At 63.6% G+C, this 13,782-nt stretch carries 14 protein-coding genes; 11 read left to right on the plus strand and 3 right to left on the minus strand.

Annotated elements, in window-relative coordinates; translation table 11 throughout:
• Positions 1–1,206: a SufB/SufD family protein gene (locus CWE16_RS09515; protein ID WP_131595001.1), complete on the plus strand. Its 1,206-nt coding sequence runs from the start codon at positions 1–3 to the stop codon at positions 1,204–1,206.
• Positions 1,203–2,489 (plus strand): SufS family cysteine desulfurase, encoded by a 1,287-nt coding sequence (locus CWE16_RS09520; RefSeq protein WP_131595003.1) that lies wholly within the window; start codon positions 1,203–1,205, stop codon positions 2,487–2,489. Before CWE16_RS09515 ends, CWE16_RS09520 begins: the two co-directional genes overlap by 4 nt.
• 68 nt (positions 2,490–2,557) lie before the next feature.
• Here CWE16_RS09520 and CWE16_RS09525 read toward each other — a convergent pair whose 3' ends face one another.
• Complete coding sequence (locus tag CWE16_RS09525) at positions 2,558–3,589, minus strand: metallophosphoesterase family protein (protein ID WP_131595005.1); 1,032 nt, start codon at positions 3,587–3,589, stop codon at positions 2,558–2,560.
• Between the two features lie 54 nt (positions 3,590–3,643).
• Between CWE16_RS09525 and mtnA the strand changes: the two genes are divergently transcribed.
• Both mtnA and CWE16_RS09535 read left to right on the plus strand, forming a co-directional pair.
• The gene (gene mtnA, locus CWE16_RS09530) at positions 3,644–4,756 is read left to right on the plus strand and encodes an S-methyl-5-thioribose-1-phosphate isomerase (RefSeq protein WP_131595007.1); all 1,113 of its coding nucleotides are present in this window, start codon (positions 3,644–3,646) and stop codon (positions 4,754–4,756) included.
• Complete coding sequence (locus tag CWE16_RS09535) at positions 4,749–5,489, plus strand: class II aldolase/adducin family protein (RefSeq protein ID WP_131595009.1); 741 nt, start codon at positions 4,749–4,751, stop codon at positions 5,487–5,489. The genes mtnA and CWE16_RS09535 overlap by 8 nt, the downstream gene beginning before the upstream one ends.
• On the opposite strand, the gene CWE16_RS09540 is transcribed toward CWE16_RS09535, so the two are convergent.
• Entirely contained in the window at positions 5,476–7,401 is a 1,926-nt protein-coding gene (locus CWE16_RS09540) for a S9 family peptidase (protein ID WP_131595011.1), read from the minus strand. The two genes, CWE16_RS09535 and CWE16_RS09540, sit on opposite strands and share 14 nt — an antisense overlap.
• Positions 7,402–7,510: 109 nt before the next feature.
• Here CWE16_RS09540 and def point away from each other — a divergent pair, with 109 nt between their 5' ends.
• The 4 genes from def (at position 7,511) to rpsU (ending at position 9,210) form a co-directional block, all read left to right on the plus strand.
• Positions 7,511–8,116, plus strand: coding sequence for a peptide deformylase (gene def, locus CWE16_RS09545; protein WP_131595012.1), 606 nt, complete (start codon positions 7,511–7,513; stop codon positions 8,114–8,116).
• A 3-nt stretch (positions 8,117–8,119) separates the two neighbouring features.
• Positions 8,120–8,317 (plus strand): hypothetical protein, encoded by a 198-nt coding sequence (locus tag CWE16_RS09550; protein WP_131456669.1) that lies wholly within the window; start codon positions 8,120–8,122, stop codon positions 8,315–8,317.
• A 61-nt stretch (positions 8,318–8,378) separates the two neighbouring features.
• Entirely contained in the window at positions 8,379–8,990 is a 612-nt protein-coding gene (locus CWE16_RS09555; RefSeq protein ID WP_131595014.1) for a DUF3747 domain-containing protein, read from the plus strand.
• 49 nt (positions 8,991–9,039) lie between these two features.
• On the plus strand, positions 9,040–9,210 hold the full coding sequence (gene rpsU, locus CWE16_RS09560) for a 30S ribosomal protein S21 (protein ID WP_006043142.1): 171 nt from the start codon (positions 9,040–9,042) through the stop codon (positions 9,208–9,210).
• A gap of 341 nt (positions 9,211–9,551) precedes the next feature.
• On the opposite strand, the gene CWE16_RS09565 is transcribed toward rpsU, so the two are convergent.
• Positions 9,552–11,114, minus strand: a complete 1,563-nt coding sequence (locus tag CWE16_RS09565; protein ID WP_131595299.1) for a YifB family Mg chelatase-like AAA ATPase — start codon at positions 11,112–11,114, stop codon at positions 9,552–9,554.
• A 56-nt stretch (positions 11,115–11,170) separates the two neighbouring features.
• Between CWE16_RS09565 and CWE16_RS09570 the strand changes: the two genes are divergently transcribed.
• Genes CWE16_RS09570 through CWE16_RS09580 form a run of 3 tightly spaced genes read left to right on the plus strand, consistent with a single transcriptional unit; the run spans position 11,171 to position 13,754 of the window.
• Positions 11,171–11,512 carry a histidine triad nucleotide-binding protein gene (locus CWE16_RS09570; RefSeq protein ID WP_131595016.1) on the plus strand — a complete coding sequence of 114 codons (342 nt, stop codon included), beginning with the start codon at positions 11,171–11,173 and terminating at the stop codon, positions 11,510–11,512.
• A gap of 25 nt (positions 11,513–11,537) precedes the next feature.
• Positions 11,538–13,529 (plus strand): ABC transporter ATP-binding protein/permease, encoded by a 1,992-nt coding sequence (locus CWE16_RS09575; RefSeq protein ID WP_131595019.1) that lies wholly within the window; start codon positions 11,538–11,540, stop codon positions 13,527–13,529.
• Between the two features lie 9 nt (positions 13,530–13,538).
• Entirely contained in the window at positions 13,539–13,754 is a 216-nt protein-coding gene (locus tag CWE16_RS09580; RefSeq protein WP_131595021.1) for a chlorophyll a/b-binding protein, read from the plus strand.
• Positions 13,755–13,782 lie beyond the last annotated feature (28 nt).

The following is a 13,782-nucleotide window of genomic DNA, read 5'->3' on the forward strand; positions in this document are numbered from 1 at the left end:
ATGCAGCTCTCCAGTCACGACCGTGTTTTGGACCCTGTCCAGCGTCGGGGGAGGGAGGCCTTGGAGCGCCTCGGCCTGCCCACCCGCCGTCAGGAGGCGTGGCGCCTCACGGATCTGACGCGCCTTGAGGCGATCGCGCGCCTCCCCCTGAGCAGCGCTGATGCGCGTGCTCCGTTGGATCCTTCAGCCTTGCCAGCGGTGGCGACGGAAACGCTGCGTCTCGTCCTCGATGGACAAGCCGATCCCTTGGCGGCGATGGTGCTGCCTGAGGGGATCACCCGTTTGAGTGCCTCCGAGTTGGAGCAGGCCCTTGGTCACACCCTCGATCGCTGCGGTTGTGTGGACGCCTGGCCCGTGGAGCTCAACCATGCCTCCAGTCAGCAGGTACTGGCGCTGCGGGTGCGCGGTTCGGTCCCCCCCCTCGAGCTGGTGCTGGCCAGCCCCACCGGTCTCACGGCCACCCGGGTGCTGCTTCTGCTCGAGGAGAAGGCGCAGCTGGATCTGCTCCAGGTCGTGCTTGCCGAGGGGCCGGTGGCCCACAGTCATGTGCTGGAGGTTCACCTAGGCCAGGAAGCGAGGCTCAATCACGGTTTGGTCGCCTGCGCCGATGGCGAGGGCTCTCTGCTGGTCCATGGCGCTGTGGAGCAGGAGCCCCGCAGTGCCTACACACTCACCTCTGTGGCCAAAGGATGGGCCTTGGCCCGTTTGGAGCCACGGGTGGTGCAGGTGGATGGTCAGGCCAGCACCGTGATGCGTGGTCTTTCGGTGTCGGCCGCTGATCAGCAGCTCGCCACCCACAGCACCGTTCAATTCGAGGGGCCGGAAGGGGAGCTTGATCAGCTTCAGAAGTGTCTCGCTGGGGGACGTTCCCACGCCATCTTCAATGGTGCTGTGCGGGTGCCGCGCCTTGCCCAACGCACCAATGCCGCCCAGCTCAGTCGCAACCTGCTGCTCTCGGAACGGGCCCGGATCGACACCAAGCCAGAGCTCGAGATCGTGGCGGACGATGTGCGCTGTGCCCACGGCGCCACGGTGTCCCAGCTTCAGGAGGATGAGCTCTTCTATCTCCAGAGCCGGGGCATTGGCGCGTCCGATGCCGCCGCCCTGCTGTTGCGTGGGTACTGCCAGGAGGTGGTGGATCACCTGCCCGGCGCAGCCAGTGCCTGGCCCGTCATGACGCAACTGCTGGAGGGACTGGAGGCATGACCAGTGCAACCCAGGATCCGACCGCAGGTCGGCACGTAGGCGTGTCAATTGCGGAACGGACGCGTGCCGACTTTCCGATTCTGAGCCAGTGCTCTGCCTCCGGCAGTCCGTTGGTCTATCTCGATCATGCGGCGACCAGCCAGAAGCCCCAGGTGGTGCTCGAGGCGCTGCAGCACTACTACAGCTGCGACAACGCCAACGTGCATCGCGGTGCCCATCAGCTCAGCGCCCGCGCCACCGAGGCCTTTGAGGGGGCCCGGGCAACCACCGCTCGATTCATCGCTGCCGCCAGCGCCAGCGAGATCGTGTTCACCCGCAATGCCAGCGAGGCCATCAATCTCGTGGCCCGTAGCTGGGGAGACGCCAACCTCAGGGAAGGTGATGAAGTGCTGCTCACCGTGATGGAGCATCACAGCAATCTGGTGCCCTGGCAGTTGTTGGCTCAGCGCACCGGATGCGTGCTTCGTCACGCGCAGGTGACCGAGCAGGGCACGCTCGATCTCGAGGATCTGCGCGGCAAGCTCAGCTCCCGCACCAAGCTGGTGTCTTTGGTGCACATCAGCAACACGCTGGGATGCTGCAATCCCATCCAGGACGTCGTGGCCGCGGCACGGGAACAGGGCGCGAAGGTGCTCCTTGATGCCTGTCAGAGCCTGGCCCATCAGCCCATTGATGTGTCAGTCATGGGTGTGGATTTCCTGGTGGGCTCCTCCCACAAGCTCTGTGGTCCCACCGGAATGGGTTTTCTCTGGGCTCCCGAGGCTTTGCTGGAGGCGATGCCCCCGTTCCTGGGCGGTGGCGAGATGATCCAGGACGTTTTCCTGGACCACAGCACCTGGGCGGCGCTGCCCCACAAGTTCGAGGCAGGGACCCCGGCGATTGGCGAGGCGATCGGTATGGGGGCAGCGATCCGTTATCTCCAGGCCCTTGGTCTTGATCAAATTCAGGCCTGGGAGGCTCAGCTCACCCGCCATCTCTTCCTGCGCCTGCAGGGGATTGAAGGCCTGCGCATTCTCGGCCCCACCCCAGAGCAGCAGGCGGGTCGCGGCGCCCTGGCCACGTTCCTGGTGGATGGGGTTCATGCCAATGACATCGCCGCGTTGCTGGATCTCAGTGGCCTCTGCATTCGCAGTGGTCACCACTGCTGTCAGCCTCTTCATCGCCATTACGGCGTCACGGCATCAGCCCGGGCCAGCCTCAGTTTCACCACCACCTTCGAGGAGATCGACCGCTTTGCCGATGAGCTGCAGGGCACGATCAACTTCCTGCGCGAGCACAGCTAAGGCCTAAGCCTCAGCAGGGGATCTGCAGGGCCGCCGTCTCCACTGGACGCGGAGGTCAGTGCGTTCGCTCATGGCTGGCCTTTGAGGGAGCGTTGTGACGGAATCCGTCGCCTCTGAACATTGCGTTGCAGCTGTCCCGCCTGACCATTCAGCTGCGCAGGGAGCTGTTCCCAGTTCACTGCCTGGCCGGTGGCAGCGGCATAGCTGGTCTCACGAAGCCATGACCTTTGCCAATCGATGTCCAGCGTGGTGAAGGTCTGCTGCGGGGGGATCTTGCCCTGGAGGAGCCGACGCGGGCCGCTGCCAAGGGCCCCCAGTTGGATCAGGTCGAGGGGACCGAGCTTGGCCGGATACCAGGCGTGCTGGTGTCCACTGATGTAGGCCTGCACGTTGCCCTCCGCCAGGAGCGCCTGGATCGCTGCTCTCTGCTTGAGCCTCTCCCCCGGTCGATCCCGTCCCTGGCTGACCCCGAACAGAGGGAGATGGCCCACGACCATGCGGATCTGGGCTCTTCGCGCGGCGGTACTGCCCAGTTGCCGGCGGGCCCACTGGATCTGGGCAGGGGGGATTCGACTCGAGCTGGCATCCCATACCAACCAGAACACGTCGTTTTGCAGAACGCTGTAGTGAAAGGGGAAGTCGCCCGCATCCTCAAACCTCAGGCCCAGGGCCTGACGGCGTGGCGTCCAGAAGCGGCGCAGCGCGGCCCGATCGGCCTCAAACCCGGGTGATCCGTCGTGGTTGCCAATGGCTGGTAGGAAGGGCAGCCCGGCTCGGCGTACTGGTGTCAACACCGTGCGGGCGAAGCTCTCCCACATCGCATCCAGCTGGTTGGCGGTGAGGCCCCGTTTCTGGCCGGCCACCATGTCGCCGGCACACACCAACAGGGCCGGTTTGAGAGCGAGGAGCTGCTGCAGTCCCTGGCTGACCTGGGGGATGTAGGCGGTTGAGCCGTAGCTGCTGTTGAGATCACTGATCAGGCCGATGCGCAGATCACCGCGAGACGCTGCTCGGCCAGCCGCGCGGCTGATGCCGAGCCCAGCCGCGCTCAGGCCCGTCCCGAGGGCGAGCTGCAGCAAATGGCGACGGCGAAGAGGCATCCGAGCGGGACAGTCGCCAGGCAGCATGGATCCAACTCAGTGTTGGCGCAGCGGATGAACATCGACGGCAAAGCCTGGCGCACGATCTGGCTCGAGCCGGATGGTTGCTCGGTCGGGGTGATCGATCAGACCCAGCTGCCGCATCGCTTCAGCACCCGCACGCTTCACAGCTGTGATCAGGCCGCTGAAGCGATCCGCACGATGGTGGTGCGGGGAGCACCGCTGATCGGCGTCACCGGTGCCTACGGCCTGATGCTTGCTCTCCAGGTGGATGCCAGTGATCGGGCCCTTGATCTCGCGTTTGATCAACTCAATGCCACCCGGCCGACGGCGGTGAATCTGCGCTGGGCCCTCGAGCGGGTCCGCGATCGGGTGCGGCCCCTGCCGGAGGCCGAGCGCGCCGCAGCGGCCCGCCAGGAGGCGGCAGCGATCGCTGATGAGGATGTGGCCATGTGTGAGGCGATTGGCGACCACGGACTGAAGATTTTTCAGGAGCTGGCGGCTGCGCGTCCGCCTGGGCGACGGGCTGAGCCCTTCCGCGTGCTGACCCATTGCAATGCGGGTTGGTTGGCCACCGTCGACTGGGGAACGGCCTTGGCTCCGATTTACAAGGCCCACCGCGCCGGGATCAACATCCACGTGTGGGTCGATGAGACCCGCCCCCGCAATCAGGGCGCTTCCCTCACGGCCTATGAGCTGGGACGGGAGGGGGTTCCCCACACGGTGATTGTCGACAACGCCGGTGGGCACCTCATGCAGCACGGCCAAGTGGATGCAGTGATCGTTGGTACTGATCGCACCACCCGTCGGGGCGACGTCTGCAACAAGATCGGCACTTATCTCAAGGCGCTAGCTGCCCACGACAATCAGGTTCCTTTTTATGTGGCGCTTCCTGCGTCGACGATTGACTGGTCGCTCGAGGATGGAGTGGCGGAGATCCCGATCGAAGCCCGCTCTGCCGATGAGGTGACGGCGATTCAGGGGCGGGTGATCAGCGGTGCCAGCGCAGGGGAGCTGGTTCAGGTGCAGCTCACCCCCGATGGCAGCGCTGGCTTCAACCCTGCCTTCGATGTCACCCCCGCCCGGCTGGTGAGCGGTTTGATCACCGAGCGCGGTGTGGCGCCGGCAAGCGAAGCCGGTTTGCGTGGCCTCTACGGCAATGGCTGAAACAGTGGGGTCTGAGCAAGTTTTCTCCGGGCATGGGGTTCCCGAACAGCCCGGCTTGCGAGAGGAGCTGGTGGCGGTGGCCCGGCGTATGAATGGCACGGGCCTCAATCAGGGCACCTCGGGCAACCTGTCGGTGCGCATCCCTGGCGGCATGCTGGTCACCCCGAGCTCCCTGCCCTATGAGCAGATGAAGCCGGGCGATCTGGTGGCGCTTGATCTGGAGGGTCACCCCTTGAGCTCGGCTCAGCGCCGTCCCTCTTCGGAGTGGCGTTTGCATGCCGATGTGCTGGCAGGGCGTCCGGAAGCACAGGCGGTGCTCCATTGCCATCCGGTGCATGCCACTGCCCTGGCCTGCCATGACCGATCGATTCCCGCCTTCCATTACATGGTGGCCGTCGCCGGTGGTGATGACGTTCGCTGTGCGCCCTATGCAACGTTCGGAACGGCCGAGCTCTCGGCCTATGCCGTGGAAGCGCTTCGGGATCGGCAGGCTTGTCTGCTGGCCCGTCATGGGCTGGTGACCCTGGGATCGGATCTTGATCAGGCGCTGCGGATTGCGGTGGAGGTGGAGACCCTGGCACGGATGTATCTCAAGGCTCTGCAGATCGGCGAACCGCCCCTGCTCTCGCCAGCACAAATGGAGGCTGTTCACGCTCAGTTCCGTGGGCTTCACTACGGTCAGGCCGATCCTGACCAAGAAGAGCGGTCCGTTTCTCAGCTCAACCTTCGTTGAGGCCCAGATGTGTGCGGAAGAAGCGTTCGGTGGCTTCAAGCACCCTGATCTGCACGTGGCTGTCGCGGAAGCCATGGCCTTCGTTCGGGAAGCTGTGCACCTCCACTGGCAGCCCGTTAGCCCTGAGTGCCGTTGCCATCCGTTCGGTCTGCTCCGGTGGCACCACCTTGTCTTGGTCGCCCTGGAAGAAAATCACCGGGCAGTGGATCCGCTCGGCATGGAGCAGGGGAGAGCGCGCTTCATAGCGCTCGCGCTCCTGCGGCCATGTCCCCACCAGACGGTCCGCGTAGCGGGCCTCGAAACGGTGGGTGTCCGTGGCCATGGCGGTGAGATCACTCACGGCGTAGCGGCAGGCGCCCACACGGAACGTGTCGGTGAAGCAAAGGCAGGCCAGGGTGGTGAAGCCACCGGCGCTGCCCCCTTCGATCGCGATCTGGTCCGGATGGGCGCGACCGGCTGCGATCAGGGCGTGGGCGGCCGCGGCGCAGTCCTCCACGTCGACGAGTCCCCAGCCCCCGTTGAGCCGCTCCCTGTAGGCCCGCCCGAAACCGGTGGAGCCGCCGTAGTTCACATCGACCACGCCCCAGCCGCGGGATGTCCAGTACTGGATGCCGAGGCTGAGGCCCCGTCGGGCCATGGCGGTGGGACCGCTGTGGCTCTTCACCAACAGCGGGGGCCTCTCTGCTGAGCCAGCACTCGGTGGGTAGTACCAGGCATGGGTGCGGCGTCCCTGGGATCCCTCAAACCAAAGGGGCTCCGCCACGCTGATGCACTCCGCGCTCAGCGCGGGCTCGGCCGCCGGGTGGTGGTGCCAATGTCCATCGCTGAGATCGATCTCCAGCAGCCCCTGGCCAGTGGTGCTGTTGCTCGCGATGGCCACGGCTCTTTCCCCCTGCGCATGCAGGCCCGCTAGATCATCAAAGGGTTGGTCAAGCGTCTGAATCGTGCCTTGCTCGCTGAGACGGTTCAGTTGCCAGCACCCCTCTCGGCAGACGGCTGCCAACAGCTGCTTGCCATCCCAGGCGGAGGTGCGCATGCCATACACCCACTGGGGCATGGCGGTTTCCGCCTCCATGGGCCAGGGGCGCTCCCACTGGAGACTGGCCAGAGTGGTGCCTCCTGTGCTGCGCAGCAGGTTCCACCAACCGCTGCCATCTTCGGCCACCACCAGGCGACCGTCCGGCAACCAAAGGGGTTGGAACACGGAGATCTCTCCGCCGGTTCTCCCCTCGCTTCCCGCCAGGGCCATTGGAGTGATGATCCGCCCCTCAGAATCCAGATCAGCGCCCCAGAGCTGGCTGTTGTCCCAGGGCATGTTCGGCTGCTGCCATTCCACCCAGGCGAGCCTGTCCCCCCTTGGACTGAGGGCGATGTACCCAGCAAAATCAGCCGGTTGATGCAAGCGTTCTGGGGTCTGATCCTCCTGGTCCAGCTGCAGGCTCACCAACCAGTCGCGGCCGTCGTCTTCCATGACGCCGAGCCAGCGGCGCCTGAAGGGATCGAGCTGGCCGTCCGCGAGGGGAGCTCCAGGCCGACTGAGGCGGCGAGCGGGGCCATGGGCGAGCAGAGGATTTGCTTCGCTCTGGTCCAGGCCTTGCCAGGTCTGAAACCAGACGCAGCCATCGCGATCGTCGATCCAGGCCAGCATCAGCTCCTGGCCATCAGTGGCCTGGGCCAACACGCCACCGCCGTAGTCGTGCACCCTGCTGCGCAGGTTGATGGGAGCGGGGGTCAGCTCCTGAACCGCAGTGGCCCCAGCCCCCCAGCGACGGATCAGGGCGGTGGTGCGTCCCCTCTCTTGGGGGCGCTGTTCCAGCCAGAGAACCCAGTCGCCCGAGTCGCCGACCAGCCTCGGTTCCCGCAGCGTCGGCATGCGGCCGAGAGCAATCCGTGCGGCCAGGGGAGTGTGCATGGGGACGAGGTCTGAGGCGTGTGGGTGGGGCAGCTGGTGCTGATCGGGAGGCTGGCGGGTCAGGCTGCCTAAGATCAAGCCATTGCAATCCTTCGCGGAGACAGGACGCTTGGCTCGAAGTTTCGCTCAACTGGCACGGTCGGCCGAACGCAGCGGCGGCGCCGTGGCGGTGGCGAAGGAGCCTCTGGAGGTTGCCCCGCTCGAGATTCACACGCTGGGGAATCAGGTGTTGCGCCAGGAGGCACGGCGCATCAGTCGGGTGGATGAAGCGGTGCGGGATCTCGCCCGCGACATGTTGCGCAGCATGTACACCGCCCGCGGGATCGGGCTCGCGGCTCCGCAGGTGGGAGTGCATCAGCAATTGCTCGTGATCGATCTCGATATCGAGAACGCCGCGGCTCCACCCCTGGTGTTGATCAACCCGGAGATCACGACCACGAGCGGATCACTAGACACCTACGAGGAGGGCTGCCTCAGCATCCCCGGTGTCTATCTCGATGTGGTGCGACCTAGCGCTATTCAGCTCAGCTACCGCGACGAGATGGGACGTCCTCGCACCATGAAGGCCGATGGGTTGATGGCCCGCTGCATCCAGCACGAGATGGATCACCTCAAGGGAGTCCTCTTTGTCGATCGGGTGAGTGATGAAGGCAATCGCAACCGTGAGCTCAAGGACCATGGTTTTCTGGCTGCTGATGTTCGCCCCCTGGTCTGAGCGATGCCGATGAAACCCCTTGCCGGCCTCTTTCTGGCTCTGGCCTGCGTGCTCGGTATCGCCGCCACCGGTTCGGTGTTTGAGCTTGCCTACGGCGATCCCGATCTTGGTGGCACCGTCACCGGCTGGATCCTGGCTCTCACTGCACCCGCCACGGTCGTCACCCTTCTGGTCGCGATTCGTCTCAACAAACCGGTCTGAATCGGATCGCCCTTTCCCGTTTCGACTTTTACGATCCGGACGAGTTCCTTCCCTCCACCGGATGGTCCGCTTCCTGCCTCTTGCCGTTGTGACCGCTCTGACGGCAGCCGCCACGGCCACCATCACGGCCGCCTTCACGGCCGCCGTCAGTCCTCTCCCGCTGAGGGCGCAGGGCTCTCTGTTCACGGCAGCGCCGGTGGAACAGAGCCGATTCATCCTGGTGGCAGCACCGATCGGTAAGGGGGAGTCGGCGCAGCTCAACATCTACGAGCAGCGCAGTAGCAAGCGCCCCTGTTACTCCGTGTCGGGCTCCGCCCCAGCGGTCGTCAATCCTCTGTTGGCCACCTTTGATTTCACCGGGATTTGCAATCGCTACATCGATGGCAACGGTTATTCCCTCCGTATTGGTGCTGACGACCTGGGCACCCGTTACCGCCTGTCTGTGGTGAAGACCGGTTCTGACGTGGAGCTGCTGGCGGTGCCAACCCGTGATACCTCTAAGCCCACCCTGCTGATCGCTCGTACCGGTGGGCCGGGACAGGACTTTCTGCAGTTGGTCATGGAGCCCGGCTGGCAACTGATGCGCCGTCAGTACGGCAAGAAGACCCTCGGTCACCTGTATGTCTTCCGGGAGTCCTGGCCTGATGCCGGTGAGGCATCGACCCAGCTTTGAGCTGCGGGCGAGTTGCTACATTGACGGGCTGGACAACCTTGCTTGCTGCATGACTCAGGTCACGGTCGGAGAAAACGAAGGCATCGAATCAGCCCTACGTCGCTTCAAGCGTCAGGTCTCCAAGGCCGGGATCTTTGCAGACCTCAAGCGCCTGCGTCACCACGAGACGCCCATCGAGAAGTACAAGCGCAAGGCTCAGCAGCGTCGTCGTCGTCGCTGATCCGAAGCTCTGGTTTCTGATCCAATGCCAAGGCCCTGGGAGAGGAGCGCTTTTCCCACTCAGGGCCTGTTTTGCTGGTTAGAAATCCGTATTTGCACTGGTTGGCGACCCCTCAATTCCAGCACCAGACTGATGGCAGATCAGCTGGGGGTCTGTGATGGATTTCAGGCTTAAAGGCATCAGGCATTGGTTCGGTGAAACCCTTTCCCATGCACTTGGGAACCCCAGAGAGGAGAAGCTGCACCAGCCACCTCCGATCGGGCCACAGCCCTATCGCGATGCACCGGAAAGGGAGAAGTTCCGGTACTGACGCGACCACTGGGGCTGTGCTTCCAGACCCTTCAATTCTTCTGTGTGTCCACCCCATCGGTTGGGGGGGTGTCGAAGCTGCGAAAGCACAGTGCCTCGCTGAGGTCGGTGTTCAGGACATGCTCGCGGTCATCCAGGTCGGCCAAGGTGCGAGCGACCCGGAGCAGCCTCAGGCCACTGCGGGCACTCAGTTGACGGTGCTCGACAATCCTTTCCCATCGTTCTAGGGCTGGAGCACTCAAGCTCCCGCTTCGCCCCAGGGCTGCAGCACTGAGAGCGCTGTTCAGGCACCCCGAGGGATTGCGCTGAACCATTCTCAGGCGTGCCTGCTGGATTCGTTCTGGACACAGCAGTGGTGTCGGCTCCTGCTCTGGGGTTGGGGCCTCCACGCTGCGGCGGAGCTGCTCCGGCGGCAGCCTGTGCAGCCGGAGCTGCAGATCGAGGCGATCCAGCATGGGCCCCGACAGACGGTTCCAGTAGCGCTGGCGTTCCGTTTCTCGGCACCGGCATTGGCCTCCCGGCTCACCAAACCAACCACAGGGGCAGGGATTCGTTGCGGCCACCAGGGTGACCCGGCAAGGGAAGGCGCATTTGACCTTGGCTCGACTGAGCCAGAGGCAGCCTTCTTCGATCGGTTGGCGCAACTGGTCGAGCAGGGAGCGTGGAAATTCCGCCAGCTCATCGAGAAACAGCACTCCGCCATGGGCCAGGCTCAGTTCCCCGGGTCTGGGATTAGCACCTCCCCCCAGCAGGGCTGCCGGCGAACAACTGTGATGGGGGGATCGAAACGGGCGGCGTTGAACCAGGCTCGCCGGTTGGGGGAGAGAGCCAGCGATCGAATGCAGCTGGGTGATCTCCAGAGCTTCTCCCTGGCTGAGCGGGGGCAGCAGCCTCGGGAGCTGACGGGCCAGCAGGGTTTTGCCGCAGCCCGGAGGGCCAACCATCAGGAGGTGATGGCCACCGGCAGCCGCCAGCGCCAGAGCCTGTTGCGCCACGGTTTGTCCGATCACTCCATCACTCGTGTCAAAGGAGTCGTCGGCCGTCGCGGTGATCGCGTTCGCCCCGTCAAGGCATGGCCAGGGCTGGGTTCCCCGGAGCGTCTGCACGACCTCACGGAGTGAGGTGGCGGCCAGCAGCTTTAGGTCGGGCACCAGGCTGGCTTCGGCGGCATTCGCCACAGGCACCACCAGCGCTCGGGCTCCTGCCGCGGCGGCCAGACGGGCCACAGCAAGGATGCCTCGGCAGGGCCTCAGGCTGCCATCGAGGCCCAGTTCACCGGCACACCAGAGATCCTTCAGCAGCGGTGCATCCAGCTGGCCGCTGGAGACGAGAAGCCCGAGGGCAATCGGCAGGTCAAAGGCTGGTCCTTCCTTGCGTAGATCCGCCGGGGCCAGGTTCACCACCACCCGCACCAGTGGACCACGAAACCCGCTGTTGCGAAGGGCTGCCCTCACCCGTTCCCGGGATTCCTGGATGGCGGTGTCCGGTAGCCCTACGAGCTGGAGGCCTGGAAGTCCGGGGGCTAGGTCTACCTCCACGACCACCGGTCGAGCCTCTAGGCCGACGATCGAGGCACTCAGGCAGCGTGCCAGCATTGCAATCAAGCGGGTCAGGGGTTTAGTGCCCCACCTGTCACATCCCGGATCAGACGATGGCAGCTGACACGATTTTTGCCCGCATCCTTCGTGGTGAGATCCCCTGTGATGAGGTCTACAGCGACGATCTCTGTCTCGCCTTTCGCGACATCGCCCCGCAGGCTCCGCTGCATGTGCTCGTCATCCCGCGCAAGCCGATCGAGAGTCTGCGCTCGGCTGAGGAGGCGGATGGACCCCTGCTTGGCCATCTGCTGCTGGTCGCGGCCCGAGTGGCGAAGCAGGAGGGCCTCAGCGACTGGCGCACTGTGATCAACAGCGGTGCTGATGCTGGGCAGACCGTCTTTCACTTGCATGTCCACGTGATCGGTGGGCGTCCCCTCGCCTGGCCTCCCGGTTGAGTCCGGGGTCCGAGAGAATCAGGCGATGACAACTCTCCCCAGCAAGGTTCCTTTCGAGGCCCTGCGCCGTCAGCTCGCCAAGCTGCGCCATCTCGCGCAGCCGTTTTTCCTCCCTTTGGATCAGGCCAGCGGCTGGCAGTTCGTCTGGCTGCTGATCTCGCTGCTGTTCTGTGTAGGCGGCGTGGTGCTGCTGTTGCTCACGGGGCTGATGCAGCTGCTGGCGAAGCTGCAGCCTCTGATCACCGAGAAATACTTCGGAGGTGTGCTCAGCACCCTCGCCACGATCTGGAGCGGCTGGTGGGGGTGGGGCTTCGCGACGCTGTTCCTGATCGGGGCCGCCAGCTTCCTGACCATGCGCCAGCAGTTGCGCAACCGTCGCTGGTTGCACTGGCTGCTGCTCGCAGTGATCGTGTTGATGCTGCTGGCAGTGAACGGCATCAATGCCGGAATCAGCTTCATTGCCCGCGATCTCACTAATGCCCTGGTTGCTAAGCAACAGGAAGGCTTTTACCGGATTCTGATTATTTATGCCAGCTGTTTTGTGGTGGCATTGCCGATCAGGGTTTCGCAGATCTTCTTTACCCTGAAGCTAGGCATTATCTGGCGCGACTGGCTGTCGCGCAGCCTGATTGCAGACTATATGAGCAATAGGGCTTACTACGTTCTCAATCCAAATGATGAGCAGGCCACTGATGTTGACAACCCCGATCAGCGGATCACTGATGATACACGCGCATTCACGGCTCAGAGCCTTCAGTTCACGCTTGGGATTTTTGATGCGCTGCTGACCTTCTCCCTGAATATCTTGATCCTCTGGAGCATCAGCACAACACTGACCTTCTCGCTGTTTGCCTATGCCGCCTTTGCAACGACTGTGCTAATTGTGGCCGGTCGCAAGTTGGTCAGGATCAATTTTGATCAACTTCGCTATGAGGCCGATTTTCGCTATGGCCTGGTGCATGTTCGCGACAACGCCGAGTCGATTGCCTTTTATGCAGGCGAGAAGCCTGAGCAGGAAGAGACCCAGCGCAGACTCGGTTTTGTGGTGCGCAATTTCAATCTGTTGATCATCTGGCGGGTGGTCATTGACGTGATGAGGCGGTCGATTGGTTATGCCAGTAATTTCTTCCCGTATTTGGTGATGGCGGCGCCCTATTTCGCTGGCGAGATCGACTACGGCGGATTCATTCAGGCCAACTTTGCTTTTGGCATGGTCGAGTCCTCGTTATTTTTCGTGGTCAATCAGATTGAAGAGCTGGCCCAATTCACAGCGGGTATTACTCGTCTTGAGGGCTTTCAATCAAAAGTGGAGCAGGTCAGTCAGCAGGCTCCGGATGCAATCGGCGCCACCGTGCGCGACCGCGATTCGATCTTGGTGGACCATGCCGATCTGGTTCCCCCTGGCGCTCGGACCCCGATCATCCGCGACCTCACCCTCAGTGTTGGTGACACCGACAAGCTTCTTGTGGTGGGGCCCTCCGGCTGCGGTAAAACCTCCCTGTTGCGCATGGTGAGCGGGCTCTGGTCTCCCGAGCAAGGGCGGATCGAGCGTCCCCCGACAGGGGACCTGCTGTTCATTCCTCAGAAGCCCTACATGCTGCTTGGTTCCTTGAGGGAGCAGCTCTGTTATCCCACCGATGAGGCCCGCTTCAGCGATGACCAGTTGCGGGCTGTGCTTGAGCAGGTGCGCCTGCCTCAGCTGGTCAGCCGCTATCCCGATCTGGATGTGAAACAGGACTGGCCCAGAATTCTTTCCCTCGGCGAACAGCAGCGTCTGGCCTTCGGCCGTCTGCTGCTCAATGCTCCGCGCTTTGTCGTCCTCGATGAGGCCACCAGCGCCCTCGATGTGAAGACGGAGGAGCACCTCTACCAGCTGCTCATCGACAGGGATCTGGCCTTCATCAGCGTCGGGCACCGACCGACTCTGCTCAGCTTCCACGACACGGTTCTGGAGCTGATTGGCAATGGCGACTGGCGTCTGATCCCGACGGCCAGCTATGACGTATCCCAATCCTGATCCGGCCGCATGACCAGCAGCAGCACTGAGCAGACCTCCAAGGACTCCGCTCCCGGACAGGCCCCAGAGACCAGTGCGACCACCTCGGATGTTCCTGCCTTCGGGTGGAGCGCCTACGCGGAGCGCATCAATGGTCGTTTCGCCATGGTCGGTTTCGCCGCGGTGCTTCTGGTGGAAGCCATCAGCCACGACACCTTTCTGCACTGGGCAGGTCTGGTGCCCTGACTCGATCCATCAAGCTCCTTGCCCCCAG

Source organism: Synechococcus sp. BS55D, from assembly GCF_004332415.1.
GTDB lineage: Bacteria > Cyanobacteriota > Cyanobacteriia > PCC-6307 > Cyanobiaceae > Synechococcus_C.

Bases quoted from the DNA above. Each gene is read 5' to 3' on its own strand.
- CWE16_RS09555 (WP_131595014.1), top strand. From the start codon at position 8,379: ATGGTCCGCTTCCTGCCTCTTGCCGTTGTGACCGCTCTGACGGCAGCC.
- CWE16_RS09575 (WP_131595019.1), top strand. From the start codon at position 11,538: ATGACAACTCTCCCCAGCAAGGTTCCTTTCGAGGCCCTGCGCCGTCAG.
- CWE16_RS09520 (WP_131595003.1), top strand. From the start codon at position 1,203: ATGACCAGTGCAACCCAGGATCCGACCGCAGGTCGGCACGTAGGCGTG.
- CWE16_RS09550 (WP_131456669.1), top strand. From the start codon at position 8,120: ATGCCGATGAAACCCCTTGCCGGCCTCTTTCTGGCTCTGGCCTGCGTG.
- CWE16_RS09540 (WP_131595011.1), bottom strand. From the start codon at position 7,401: ATGCACACTCCCCTGGCCGCACGGATTGCTCTCGGCCGCATGCCGACG.
- CWE16_RS09570 (WP_131595016.1), top strand. From the start codon at position 11,171: ATGGCAGCTGACACGATTTTTGCCCGCATCCTTCGTGGTGAGATCCCC.
- mtnA (WP_131595007.1), top strand. From the start codon at position 3,644: ATGAACATCGACGGCAAAGCCTGGCGCACGATCTGGCTCGAGCCGGAT.
- CWE16_RS09565 (WP_131595299.1), bottom strand. From the start codon at position 11,114: ATGCTGGCACGCTGCCTGAGTGCCTCGATCGTCGGCCTAGAGGCTCGA.
- CWE16_RS09580 (WP_131595021.1), top strand. From the start codon at position 13,539: ATGACCAGCAGCAGCACTGAGCAGACCTCCAAGGACTCCGCTCCCGGA.
- rpsU (WP_006043142.1), top strand. From the start codon at position 9,040: ATGACTCAGGTCACGGTCGGAGAAAACGAAGGCATCGAATCAGCCCTA.
- CWE16_RS09535 (WP_131595009.1), top strand. From the start codon at position 4,749: ATGGCTGAAACAGTGGGGTCTGAGCAAGTTTTCTCCGGGCATGGGGTT.
- CWE16_RS09525 (WP_131595005.1), bottom strand. From the start codon at position 3,589: ATGCCTCTTCGCCGTCGCCATTTGCTGCAGCTCGCCCTCGGGACGGGC.
- CWE16_RS09515 (WP_131595001.1), top strand. From the start codon at position 1: ATGCAGCTCTCCAGTCACGACCGTGTTTTGGACCCTGTCCAGCGTCGG.